This window comes from Maritalea porphyrae, assembly GCF_030159895.1.
Lineage (GTDB): Bacteria > Pseudomonadota > Alphaproteobacteria > Rhizobiales > Devosiaceae > Maritalea > Maritalea porphyrae.
This window is the reverse complement of sequence record NZ_BSNI01000002.1, coordinates 2,167,529-2,179,294: the sequence shown is the minus strand read 5'-3', so window position 1 is coordinate 2,179,294 and position 11,766 is coordinate 2,167,529. Positions and strand designations below refer to the sequence as shown.

The 11,766-nt window shown below is 48.6% G+C and carries 12 protein-coding genes; 8 read left to right on the top strand and 4 right to left on the bottom strand.

Going from position 1 to position 11,766, the window contains the following annotated elements; genetic code table 11:
- Position 1: 1 nt before the first annotated feature.
- Together tyrS and QQL65_RS14035 are read right to left on the bottom strand one after the other, a co-directional pair.
- Positions 2 to 1,252 (bottom strand): tyrosine--tRNA ligase, encoded by a 1,251-nt coding sequence (gene tyrS / locus QQL65_RS14040; RefSeq protein ID WP_284365570.1) that lies wholly within the window; start codon positions 1,250 to 1,252, stop codon positions 2 to 4.
- 27 nt (positions 1,253 to 1,279) lie between these two features.
- Positions 1,280 to 1,942, bottom strand: a complete 663-nt coding sequence (locus QQL65_RS14035; RefSeq protein ID WP_284365569.1) for an alpha/beta hydrolase — start codon at positions 1,940 to 1,942, stop codon at positions 1,280 to 1,282.
- Positions 1,943 to 2,210: 268 nt separating this feature from the next.
- Between QQL65_RS14035 and QQL65_RS14030 the strand changes: the two genes are divergently transcribed.
- The 8 genes from QQL65_RS14030 to QQL65_RS13995 all read left to right on the top strand — a co-directional run bounded on the left by QQL65_RS14030 (position 2,211) and on the right by QQL65_RS13995 (position 9,149).
- A complete protein-coding gene (locus QQL65_RS14030; protein ID WP_284365567.1) occupies positions 2,211 to 3,365 on the top strand; it encodes a cysteine desulfurase family protein in 1,155 nt (384 codons plus the stop codon).
- A gap of 28 nt (positions 3,366 to 3,393) precedes the next feature.
- Positions 3,394 to 4,863, top strand: a complete 1,470-nt coding sequence (gene sufB / locus QQL65_RS14025) for a Fe-S cluster assembly protein SufB (protein WP_284365565.1) — start codon at positions 3,394 to 3,396, stop codon at positions 4,861 to 4,863.
- A 5-nt stretch (positions 4,864 to 4,868) separates the two neighbouring features.
- Positions 4,869 to 5,030, top strand: a complete 162-nt coding sequence (locus tag QQL65_RS14020) for a hypothetical protein (RefSeq protein WP_284365563.1) — start codon at positions 4,869 to 4,871, stop codon at positions 5,028 to 5,030.
- Between the two features lie 116 nt (positions 5,031 to 5,146).
- On the top strand, positions 5,147 to 5,902 hold the full coding sequence (gene sufC, locus QQL65_RS14015) for a Fe-S cluster assembly ATPase SufC (protein WP_284366301.1): 756 nt from the start codon (positions 5,147 to 5,149) through the stop codon (positions 5,900 to 5,902).
- A 15-nt stretch (positions 5,903 to 5,917) separates the two neighbouring features.
- Positions 5,918 to 7,126 (top strand): Fe-S cluster assembly protein SufD, encoded by a 1,209-nt coding sequence (gene sufD, locus QQL65_RS14010; protein ID WP_284365561.1) that lies wholly within the window; start codon positions 5,918 to 5,920, stop codon positions 7,124 to 7,126.
- A 9-nt stretch (positions 7,127 to 7,135) separates the two neighbouring features.
- Positions 7,136 to 8,353 carry a cysteine desulfurase gene (locus QQL65_RS14005; protein ID WP_284365559.1) on the top strand — a complete coding sequence of 406 codons (1,218 nt, stop codon included), beginning with the start codon at positions 7,136 to 7,138 and terminating at the stop codon, positions 8,351 to 8,353.
- Positions 8,354 to 8,365: 12 nt separating this feature from the next.
- The gene (locus QQL65_RS14000; RefSeq protein WP_284365557.1) at positions 8,366 to 8,758 is read left to right on the top strand and encodes an SUF system Fe-S cluster assembly protein; all 393 of its coding nucleotides are present in this window, start codon (positions 8,366 to 8,368) and stop codon (positions 8,756 to 8,758) included.
- A 7-nt stretch (positions 8,759 to 8,765) separates the two neighbouring features.
- Entirely contained in the window at positions 8,766 to 9,149 is a 384-nt protein-coding gene (locus QQL65_RS13995) for a HesB/IscA family protein (RefSeq protein WP_284365555.1), read from the top strand.
- A gap of 53 nt (positions 9,150 to 9,202) precedes the next feature.
- Here the strand turns inward: QQL65_RS13995 and QQL65_RS13990 are convergent, their stop codons facing one another.
- The gene (locus QQL65_RS13990) at positions 9,203 to 10,264 is read right to left on the bottom strand and encodes a GGDEF domain-containing protein (protein WP_284365553.1); all 1,062 of its coding nucleotides are present in this window, start codon (positions 10,262 to 10,264) and stop codon (positions 9,203 to 9,205) included.
- 111 nt (positions 10,265 to 10,375) lie between these two features.
- Positions 10,376 to 11,755, bottom strand: coding sequence for a DEAD/DEAH box helicase (locus QQL65_RS13985; RefSeq protein ID WP_284365551.1), 1,380 nt, complete (start codon positions 11,753 to 11,755; stop codon positions 10,376 to 10,378).
- Between the last annotated feature and the right edge of the window lie 11 nt (positions 11,756 to 11,766).

The following is an 11,766-nucleotide window of genomic DNA, read 5'->3' as shown; positions in this document are numbered from 1 at the left end:
ACTAAATCGGCTTAATCAAAACGTGACGTTTCTTGCCAGCAGATAGTTTAATCACACCCTCTGCCAATAGATCCGTTTCTGAAACGGTGCCACGCTCGTCGTCAACTTTGGCGTCATTGAGTTTTAGAGCGCCTGATTTGATCAAGCGACGTGCTTCACCGTTTGAACCCGCCAGACCTGCCAAAACAGCGGCATTTAGCATGCCAATGCCGGCATTGAGTTCAGCAGTTGAAACTTCAACAGTTGGCAATGACAAGTCGATTGCGCCCTGTTCAAAAGTCTGACGTGCGGTTTCGGCTGCAGCGTCTGCCGCATCCTGACCATGAATGAGAGCGGTTGCAGCGGTGGCCAAGATTTTCTTGGCTTCGTTCATCTCGCCGCCTTCAAGGCCCTCCCAACGTGCAATTTCGTCGAGGTCCATCGTCGTGAACATGCGAGCGAATTTGGTGACGTCAGCGTCGCCTGTATTGCGCCAGAATTGCCAATAGTCGTAAACCGAGAACATATCTGGCTTTAGCCATACCGCACCAGATACAGACTTACCCATTTTTGAACCGTCAGATTTGGTTATTAGCGGCGTAGTGACTGCATAACATTCAGCACCATTGAGTTTGCGTGCCAAGTCCACGCCAGAAATGATGTTGCCCCACTGGTCGGAACCACCCATTTGCAAAGTGCAGCCGTAACGGCGGTTCAACTCAGCAAAGTCGTAACCCTGCAAAATCATGTAGTTGAACTCTAGAAAGCTCAGCGACTGCTCGCGGTCCAGGCGCTGTTTTACAGATTCTCGTGTCAGCATTTGATTGATGGAGATTTTGCTGCCAACTTCTCGCAAAAAGTCGACATAGTTGAGTTTCATCAACCACTCGGCGTTGTCGAGCATTGTGGCATCAGTTGAGCCTTCGCCAAATTCGAGCAGTCCGTCGAAGATTTCGCGAATGCTGGCCTTGTTGCCTTCAATGATTTCAGGCGTCATCATTTGGCGCATTTCGTCTTTACCAGACGGGTCGCCAACCATTGATGTGCCGCCACCCATAAGGACAAGCGGCTTATTGCCGGTTTTCTGTAACCAATAGAGCAGCATGATTTGCACGAGGTTGCCCACGTGCAAACTCTTGGCTGTTGCGTCAAAGCCGATATAACCCGTTACCGGTCCTTCACACAGTTTCTTGTCCAAGGCTTCTGCATCAGAAAGCTGATACAAAAATCCGCGGCTCTCAAGAGTGCGCAAAAAATCGGATTTGTAGGTCATTTTGGCTTTTCCTTATTGGTTACTAAACTAACGGCCGCCGCCGGCCGCAATATCTGCCCGGCGTCGATCTAGGTATTCAGCGCAGCGCTCTGTCAGATCTTCGATCTTGTCTTGGAAGAAATGATTTGCACCTTCCACAATTTGCTGCTCGATGGTGATGCCCTTTTGTGCCTGCAGCTTGTCTACAAGTTTTTGTACAGAATCAGGCGGTGCAACTCGGTCTTGTTCGCCATGGATAATCAGGCCAGAAGAAGGACAAGGCGCGAGGAAAGAGAAGTCATAAAGGTTTTCTGGTGGAGCAACTGATATAAAACCTTCAACTTCAGGACGACGCATCAGCAATTGCATGCCAATCCAAGCACCAAAGGAGAATCCGGCGATCCATACGCCTGGGCTTTCTTTGTTCAGCGTTTGCAGCCAATCAAGTGCAGCGGCGGCATCGGAAAGCTCGCCAAGGCCATGATCGAAAGCACCCTGTGAGCGGCCAACACCTCGTGAATTGAAGCGCAGGACTGAAAAGCCGCGCTCAACAAACATGTAGAAGAGGTTGTAGATAATCTGGTTGTTCATGTTGCCACCGAACTCAGGGTGAGGGTGCAACAGGATTGCGACGGGCGCGTTTGGCTCCTTGGACGGCTGGTAACGACCTTCTAGGCGACCGGATGGGCCATTGAAAAAGACTTCAGGCATAAAGTTGACCTTCTTTCGCGCTTAATTCTTGTCTTTGACTTTTTGCAACTAACTCACACAAAAGTTGGGTGTGGGTTATGGGGAAAAAGGTTGACGAATGGTTGCGTGCTTCCTAAAACGTGAGGGCAAAATACCAGTTTAGAATTATTCAAAACTAGTTTTTTGGTCCAATTAGTCCGACTTGAGCGATCCTTTTACCTATTTAGGGGGCGGAATTTCAAGAACTGATTGGATTATTTGGCCAAATGAGTGAACGAATTTCGATAAAATGACCAACATTGTCACATATCTGGACCATCACGCCTCTGCGCCGCTGCTGCCCGCAGCGCGCGACGCTATGGTTGAGATGTTGGATGTGGTCGGAAATCCGTCGTCAGTGCACGCAAATGGACGCAAATTGCGCGCCGCAATTGAAACAGCGCGAGATCAAGTCGCATTGGCTGCTGGCACAATCCGCAGCCGTGTCGTATTCACCGGCTCTGCAACCGAAGCATTGACGCAAGCCATTGTTGGTGGCGCAAAAAGTGCAGGTGTTGCGCGTATCATTTATGGTGCTGGCGAACATATGGCGGTGATCCGTGCTGTTGAAAGCTGCGAGCAAGAAGCCGTAGCAATGCCTATGCTGACGAATGGCCTTTATGACATTGATTGGCTTACTGATGTGATTGCGAAAGCAAACGCGGCAGAAGAGCGTTTGATGATCGTAATTCAGCAAGTGAACAATGAATCAGCTGTGATACAGCCAATTTCGGATGTCGAAGATTTGGTTCGCGATACTGATCATTTGTTGATCTTGGATGCAGCGCAAGGTTTCGGCAAAACCCAGTTCTTTTTTGATCCATCTCGCGTTGATGCAATGGCAATATCTGCGCACAAAGTTGGCGGACCGGTTGGCGTTGGTGCGCTAATTGTGAAACCAGCTATGGACAGTGCGAAGCTTATTCCGGGTGGTGGCCAAGAGCAGGGCAGACGTGGCGGCACCGAGAGTGCATCATTGATCGCAGGGTTTGGAATTGCGGCGGAAAGCGCTAAGGCGCATTTTGACGCAGTGCGCGAGGCAAAACTGATTGATTTTGCACAGACAGAGCTGTTGAAAATTGCTGCCGACGCAACCATCTTTGGCACAGAGGTTGATCGCACTGGCACGGCAATGTGTTTTGCGATTCCAGAGTTGAAAAATAACATTAGCATGATCAATTATGATCTTGAAAATGTTGCGCTATCGGCGGGATCAGCTTGCTCGTCGGGTAAGGTTTCTCGGTCACATGTTCTTTCAGCAATGGGCGTTGATGATGCCTTGGCTGATTGCGCATTGAGGATGAGCGTGGGGTGGAACTCCACAAGGGATGATATTGAGAGATTTCTGGCGGTAACAAAGAAAATTGTTGATCGCCACCAATCAAATCGTGGCGCTGCTGCGTAATGGTTGGAGAACGTTTAGGAGCGAATGAATGGTAGCTGTTCAAGAAACAATCGATCACGTCAAAGAGATTGACGTAGACAAATATAAATATGGGTTCAAAACCGATATTGAAATGGACATGGCGCCTAAGGGCCTGAACGAAGATATTGTGCGCTTTATTTCTGCGAAGAAAGAAGAGCCAGAATGGATGCTTGAGTGGCGTTTGGATGCTTTCCGCCGTTGGCAACAAATGGAAGAGCCTAAATGGGCGCGTGTCGATTATCCTGAGATCGACTTCCAAGACTTGTACTATTACGCAGCGCCAAAATCGACGCCGGGGCCAAAAAGCCTTGATGAAGTTGACCCTGAGTTGCTCGAAACATACAAAAAACTCGGCATTCCGTTGCAAGAGCAAGCTGTGTTGGCTGGTGTTGAAGGCGCGAAAATCGCCATCGATGCTGTGTTTGACAGTGTATCTGTTGTCACCACGTTCCGCGAGGAATTGGCAAAGCACGGCGTGATCTTCTGCTCGATTTCAGAAGCGCTGAAGGAATATCCAGATCTCGTGAAAAAGTATCTGGGCTCAGTTGTACCAGCGACAGACAATTTCTACGCGACGCTAAACAGTGCTGTGTTTTCAGATGGTTCGTTTGTCTACATTCCTAAGGGTGTGCGTTGCCCAATGGAATTGTCGACCTATTTCCGGATCAATGAAGAAAAGACCGGACAGTTTGAACGTACATTGATTATTGCCGAAGAGGGCTCGTATGTGAGCTATCTTGAAGGCTGTACGGCGCCAATGCGCGACGAAAACCAACTGCATGCTGCTGTGGTTGAATTGGTTGCGCTTGATGATGCTGAGATCAAGTACTCGACTGTTCAGAACTGGTACCCAGGCGACAAAGACGGCAAGGGCGGAATTTACAACTTTGTGACCAAGCGCGGTGATTGCCGTGGCAAAAATTCAAAAATCTCTTGGACACAAGTTGAAACCGGCTCTGCGATCACTTGGAAATATCCAAGCTGCATTTTGCGCGGAGACAACTCTGTTGGTGAATTCTATTCAATTGCGATTTCTAACGGCCACCAGCAAGTTGATAGCGGCACGAAGATGATCCATTTGGGCAAGAACACATCAAGCCGGATTATCTCAAAAGGTATTTCCGCTGGCGTGTCGCAGAACACTTATCGCGGTCAGGTTTCAGCCCATGCGAAGGCAACAGGCGCGCGGAACTTTACCCAATGTGACAGCTTGTTGATCGGCGACAAATGTGGCGCCCATACCGTTCCCTACATTGAAAGCAAAAACTCATCAGCTGTATTTGAGCATGAAGCGACAACATCAAAGATTTCTGATGATCAGATGTTTTATTGCCAACAGCGTGGCCTAAATGAAGAAGAAGCGGTTGCATTGATCGTGAATGGCTTTGTGCGGGACGTGCTACAGCATCTGCCAATGGAGTTTATGGCGGAAAGCCAAAAGCTGATTGGCATTAGCCTTGAAGGTAGTGTGGGTTAGATCAAATGGAAAAACTGCTTTTCGCATTAGCTGTTGGCGCGGGTATGGGCTGGTTGGTCGCTGGCCGTGTCAAAAAAGAAGAGCCTGAAATGTATAAACAAATCGGGCTTATTGCTGGTGTGATTGCGACAGGCATTGTGTGGGCCGTAGCAGTTTTTGTTTGGTAACTACAGATTTTTACGCAGTGAGTGCTGCGAGTTGAACAACGCCCAAACGGGCAAAAGAAATGACAGGCCGACCGGGATGACGGCCGAACATGAAGGACAAAGATATGACAACGCCAATTCTTGAAATCAAAGATTTGCACGTAAAGGTTGAGGAAGAAGACAAAGAGATCCTCAAAGGTGTAAACCTGACGCTTCCAGCGGGCGAAGTGCACGCGATTATGGGTCGTAACGGCTCTGGTAAGTCGACCCTTTCATATGTGCTTGCGGGCAAAGATGGCTACGAGGTAACGCAAGGCGAAATCTTGTTCAACGGCAAAGACTTGTTGGAAATGGAAGCGGATGAGCGCGCGGCGGCTGGCTTGTTCTTGGCATTCCAATACCCGATCGAAATCCCGGGTGTTGCGACCATGACGTTTTTGAAAGCAGCTTTGAACGCGCAGCGTAAGTCGCGCGGCGAAGAAGAGCTTAAAATCCCTGAATTCATGAAAATGGTAAAAGAAGCGTCCGCGAAGCTTGAGATCAAGCAAGACATGCTGAAGCGTCCATTGAATGTTGGTTTTTCTGGTGGCGAAAAGAAGCGTGCTGAGATCCTTCAGATGGCTCTGATGCAACCTTCACTATGCGTTCTTGATGAGACCGACAGTGGTCTAGACATTGATGCGTTGAAAATTGTTTCAGAAGGCGTGAACCACTTGCGCGCCGCCAACCGCTCTATGCTTGTGATCACCCACTACCAGCGTTTGTTGAACTATATCGTTCCAGACCGCGTGCACGTGTTCTCTGATGGCCGCATCGTTGAAAGTGGCGATCGCGAATTGGCACTTGAACTCGAGAGCAAGGGCTATTCTTCATTTGATGGCCACGCGGCATAAGGCGAGGGCAGTTTTGTGAACCAACAAATTATCAAATTGAGTGGCGCCGAGGAGCAGCTGAAAGCGCTTCTTTTGGCACAAGGAAAAGACGAGGCGGCGACGCAATTCGCTGCAAATGGTCTACCTACACGCCGAATTGAGGCTTATCACTATACCGACCTCAAAACTTTGTTGCGCGATGTGCCTTCAGCACTTGCGCAAGCAAATGATGGCAACAAAGCCGCGCGTTCAGAATTTGCAGGTACTGCACGTGTTGAAATCGTCAACGGCGAACTTGCTGGCGACTTTGATCTGGAAGGCGTGAGTGTCGCAACAAGTGCCAATGCAGCATCAGGTGACGATAGTGTTGTTTTGATCAGCGAAGCGCTTGTAGGTGACACAGTTGAAATCAAGGTTTCAGGTGAACTTGATCAAGTTTTACACATCGACCGGATTATTGACGGTGATGCAGCGATTAATGCAGACAAAGTAACCGTTGAGGTTGCAGACGGTTGCAAAGTGACATTGCTTGAGACCTTTAATGGCTCGGATGCAGCGCATTTGGGCCTAGCAACAACTGAAATTTCACTGGGCGAGGGCGCTCAAGTTGTGCATTTGCAGCTTGATGGCAACTCAAATGAGACACGCCATTTTGCAAATAACCGCTACTCTTTGGCGGCGGACAGCTTGTTGCGCACATTCGTGCAGCATACTGAAACGCCACTTAGTCGGACGGTTGTAACTGCCGATTTTAACGGTGGTGGCGCCCATGCGGATTTTGCCGGTTTGAATCTTCTGGCTGGCAAGCAACATGCGGATATTACCTTGAACGTCAACCACTTGGTGCCAAATACCACCAGTACTGAGATGTTCAAAAACGTCGTGCATGATGGTGCAAAGGCAGTTTTCCAAGGTAAAATTGTTGTTGCTAAGGATGCACAGAAAACTGACGCTCAAATGATGAGCCAGGGTTTGATCTTGTCTGAACGTGGCGAAGTTTTGGTGAAGCCGGAACTTGAGATCTTTGCTGACGATGTGATTTGTGCGCATGGTGCGACATGCGGCGAATTGGATGAAAACTCTTTGTTCTATCTCATGAGCCGCGGCATTCCGCGTAAGGAAGCAAAGGCGATGCTTATTCGTGCTTTCTTGGCTGAAATGTTCGAGCCAATTGAGGTTGAAGCCGTAGTTAAACAGCTAGAAGCCCGTGTTGATAGCTGGCTAGATGATCGAGAAGAGGCGTAGACGCCAATTATGTTTGATTTGGAACGCGTGCGTGCAGACTTTCCGATTTTGCAGGAAGAAATCCACGGCAATCGGTTAGTATATTTGGACAGCGGTGCCTCGGCGCAAAAGCCAAAGCAGGTGCTGGATCGGATGATGCATGCCTATAGTCACGAATATGCCAACGTGCACCGTGGCTTGCACACGCTTTCCAATCGAGCAACGGAAGCCTTTGAAGATGCACGCGAAAAGGTGCGTGCATTTATCAATGCACCAAGCGTTGACCAAGTGGTGTTTACGCGGTCCGCGACAGAGGCGTTAAACCTCGTTGCTTCAAGTTTCGCAGGTCCTCGGATTTCAGAAGGCGATGAGATCGTCATCACCAAAATGGAACACCACTCCAATATCGTGCCGTGGCATTTTCATAGAGAACGCAACGGTGCGGTGATCAAGTGGGTCGATGTGGCTGACGATGGCAGTTTCGATATTGATTTGTTCGAAGCAGCTTTGAGCAACCGGACTAAAGTCATCGCGCTAACTCATATGTCAAACGTGATGGGCACAGTGGTGCCGATCAAACGTGTGTGTGATATTGCCCATGCGCGCGGAATCCCTGTGGTGGTTGATGGTAGCCAAGGTGCGGTCCATGAAATAGTCGATGTTCAAGATCTTGATGTCGATTTCTACATAATGACTGGCCACAAGCTCTATGGTCCCACCGGTATTGGTGTTCTATACGGCAAAAAAGAGTTGTTGGCGGAAATGCAGCCCTATCAAGGGGGCGGCGAAATGATTAGTGATGTGACCTTGGATGAGGTGACATACAACGAGCCGCCGCATCGTTTCGAGGCTGGCACACCGCCAATCGTTCAAGCAATCGGGCTTGGGGCGGCGATCGATTATATCAATTCGATTGGTCGAGAAAACATCAAGGCGCATGAAGCAGAAGTTGGTGCATATGCACGTGAGAAGTTAAGCAAAATCAATTCTTTGCGATTGATTGGCGACGCACCGGGCAAAGGTGCTATATTCTCATTTGCGATTGAGGGTGTGCATGCGCATGATTTGAGCACGATTTTGGATCGCTATGGTGTTGCTGTTCGTGCCGGTTCACATTGTGCTCAACCACTATTGCAGCGGTTTGGCGTGACATCTACATGCCGCGCTTCGTTTGGCGTCTATAATGGCACAGACGACGTGGATGTTTTGATTGAAGCGATTGAAAAAGCGCAGAAGTTTTTCGCTTAAAGGAGCGTATCAATGAGTGAAGAAGCAACTAACACCGCAAATGAGCCTGCTGTAAATGCAGCTGATATTTCTATCGGCGGTGGATTGCAGGATGCTGAAATCCAGCGCTTTACAAACGATATCGTTGCGGCGCTCAAAACAGTATATGATCCTGAGATCCCGGTTGATATTTACGAACTTGGTCTTATCTACAAGGTAGACTTGGACGAAAACCGCAATGTTACAATCGACATGACTTTAACGGCGCCCGGTTGTCCGGTTGCTGGTGAAATGCCAGGTTGGGTTGAAAATGCGGTGCGCACTGTTGAGGGCATTCAAGATGTTGCGGTCAACATGGTGTTTGAGCCGCCTTGGGGGCCTGATCGAATGTCAGAAGAAGCGCAGGTTGCGCTGAATTGGTGGTAATAACGAGATGAGAATCCTCTCCATTACAGAAAAAGCTGCGGAGCAAGTTAAAAGTATTCTTGCCCAATCTGGTGATGAAAGCGTCAACGCTGTGCGCGTTGGTGTCAAAAATGCCGGCTGCGCAGGTATGGCTTATACGCTGGATTATGTGAGTGAGCCGGTGCAGGGAGACGATCATGTTTCCGAGCATGGGGTTGAAGTCTATATCGACCCCAAAGCGACGCTGTTTTTGCTCGGAACTGTGATGGACTACAAGGAAGATATTCTCAAATCTGAATTCACGTTCGAAAACCCAAACCAAACAGGTTCTTGTGGGTGCGGCGAAAGTGTGATGCTCGAACCAGCTGATTTGCAAGAAATAGCCAAAGCACGAGCTGCTGGCGGCAATTAGGCCGCCACTTTCATTGAATCTATTTGCTAAGAAAACCTAGTACGTAATTGTAACTAGGCGACTTTTGAGTTTCGGAATACTTCGTCAGTTTCACAAACAACGCGATTTCGGCCTTCACGTTTTGCTGTGTAAAGGCATTCGTCTGCGCGTTCGATAAGCTCATGAATTGACTCGTCACGATGCACTTGTGCAGCACCAATTGAAATGGTGATCCTGCCCAGCTTTTGGTTTGTCGAGCGTTTCAGCAATTCCTTGGCGTGAACGGCTTTACGGATCTTATCCGCAATTTGACGCGCGCCTCTGATATCGGTGTCAGGCAGAATTGCAGCAAATTCTTCGCCGCCATATCGAGCTGCGTGATCGCGACCCTTGATATTAGATTTCAGCGTCATGGCAACAAGGCGCAACACTTGGTCGCCTGTTTGGTGTCCATAATTGTCGTTGAATGCTTTGAAGTGGTCGATATCCATCATCAACAAGCTAAATTGCTTGCCGTGCTGCTCGTAGGCTTCAAATTCCTGTTTTAGTCGCTGATCAAAGCTCTTCCGGTTAGGAATCTTGGTCAGCGCGTCAAGCATTGTCTCACGGCGTGCCGTGTCCAAATCGCGCTTGAGGCTAGAAATGTCTTGTTTTGAAACCTTGAGTTTCTCTTCCAGGTTCTGGTTGGCTTCTTGCATCTGCTTTGTTTCTGCTAGCAGTTTTGCGGCCAGTTTTTGCAGTGCAGCTTCATCCAACTTGGTGTTGAGTTTGTTGGCAGCGCCCTCCAAAGAACCTGAATAGCCTTCGGCAGTGTCGATCGCTTCGTCCATCGCGCGGTTAACCGCGTCAATCTTATATGACATTTCCTGACTAACGTTAGTCAGTTGAGACTCAAGATCAGAGGGGTTGTCGAAAAACTCGCGGTAAACTTGTAATACGTTTTCCATCGACAGGGCGTTGTCTTTGCCCAATAGCATATTCAAGCGCTCGTTGAGCTGCTCATTGATGCCTGATGCATACGTATAACAAAGTTCGTAAAAGTGCGGATAGGGTGGAATTTTCGCGCGTTTCAGCATCCCCAATGCGGAGAACGAATATTCAAGCGTCCGCTGATAATCATGCTCAGATACAAGCATTATCTAAATGGCTCCACCCAACGACATCATGCGTATTGCTACACACTTATTCTTTAATATTCTTGCATGCCTTAATGTCTCAAAAGGTTAAATTTTGAGTTAAGGATGCTGTTAACTGGCTTGCCTCACAGGCCTAAGCAGGAACGCAGGTACTTGATCTGATTGGCCAAATGGCATTGCGTCTTGATTTTTATTGTGTGATTTGCGCCGGTTCTTTTGATTGGATGAAACTTTGTTTTCTTGTGCATCAAAATTTTCGACATTCGAGCTTTTATTGCCTGATTCTGATCCATTAGCGACTGGTTTTTGCGCCTTGCGCTTTTTGTCGCGTTTCTGTTTTTCAGGTTCTTTTTGCTCTTTTTTTGCAGTCTCGACCCACTCGAGTTTTTTCTCGATTAGAGTTTCGATTGCGGTGAGATATTTTGTGTCGGCTGGCGCAACCAGCGAAACAGCGACGCCAGACCGTCCGGCACGACCTGTTCGGCCGATTCGGTGGACATAATCTTCAGCATGTGTCGGCACGTCAAAGTTAAAGACATGGCTGACGTCTGGGATGTCCAAACCGCGCGCAGCAACATCGCTTGCAATTAGAAACGTGATTTCGTTCTTTTTGAAGCCTTCTAGTGTTGCCATCCGGGATTTTTGGTCCATGTCGCCGTGCAAGGCGCCTGTGTTGTAACCATGGCGTGTCATTGAGTTTTTCAATGTCGCGATATCGCGCTTACGATTGCAGAAAATAATCGCGTTTTTCAATCCTTCACAAGCATCAATCTGCTGGCGTAGGGCTGCGCGTTTTTCAAATGGCTTTGAACCGACCTTCATCACTTTTTGCGCGATCGTATCTGCAGTTGAGTTTTGACGTGTTGTCTCAACGCTTACTGGGTCGTTCAAGAACTTTTTGGTCAATCGCGCGACTTCATCCGGCATAGTGGCGGAGAAGAATAGTGTTTGGCGACGTTTTGGTAGCAATGATGAGATTCGCTCGATGTCTGGGATGAATCCCATATCCAGCATGCGATCTGCTTCATCAATCACGAAAACATCGACACCTGTCATTAGAAGGCGTCCGCGTTCAAAATGATCGATAAGGCGGCCAGGCGTCGCTATCAAGACGTCAGCGCCACGATCAAGCTTTTTGTTCTGTTCTTCAAAAGAAACGCCGCCGATGAGTAGGGCGACGGTCAGTTTGTGGTTTTTGCCGTATTTCTCGAAGTTTTCGTGCACTTGAGCTGCGAGTTCACGCGTTGGCTCCAGAATAAGTGTGCGCGGCATCCGCGCGCGGGCGCGGCCTTTTTCGAGCAAGGTCAACATGGGCAGAACAAACGATGCTGTTTTGCCTGTGCCTGTCTGTGCAATACCAACCACGTCTCGTTTTTCGAGAATGTGTGGAATGGCTTTTTGCTGAATATCTGTCGGGGTGGTGTAGCCAGCATCGATTACCGCGTTGGTAACAGCTGTGCTCAGCCCCAATTCTTTGAATTTTTCACTCAAGTAAATACGTC

Bases quoted from the DNA above. Each gene is read 5' to 3' on its own strand.
- QQL65_RS14020 (WP_284365563.1), top strand. From the start codon at position 4,869: ATGGAAAAACTGCTTTTCGCATTAGCTGTTGGCGCGGGTATGGGCTGG.
- QQL65_RS14035 (WP_284365569.1), bottom strand. From the start codon at position 1,942: ATGCCTGAAGTCTTTTTCAATGGCCCATCCGGTCGCCTAGAAGGTCGT.
- sufB (WP_284365565.1), top strand. From the start codon at position 3,394: ATGGTAGCTGTTCAAGAAACAATCGATCACGTCAAAGAGATTGACGTA.
- QQL65_RS14030 (WP_284365567.1), top strand. From the start codon at position 2,211: ATGACCAACATTGTCACATATCTGGACCATCACGCCTCTGCGCCGCTG.
- QQL65_RS13995 (WP_284365555.1), top strand. From the start codon at position 8,766: ATGAGAATCCTCTCCATTACAGAAAAAGCTGCGGAGCAAGTTAAAAGT.
- tyrS (WP_284365570.1), bottom strand. From the start codon at position 1,252: ATGACCTACAAATCCGATTTTTTGCGCACTCTTGAGAGCCGCGGATTT.
- QQL65_RS13990 (WP_284365553.1), bottom strand. From the start codon at position 10,264: ATGCTTGTATCTGAGCATGATTATCAGCGGACGCTTGAATATTCGTTC.
- QQL65_RS14005 (WP_284365559.1), top strand. From the start codon at position 7,136: ATGTTTGATTTGGAACGCGTGCGTGCAGACTTTCCGATTTTGCAGGAA.
- QQL65_RS14000 (WP_284365557.1), top strand. From the start codon at position 8,366: ATGAGTGAAGAAGCAACTAACACCGCAAATGAGCCTGCTGTAAATGCA.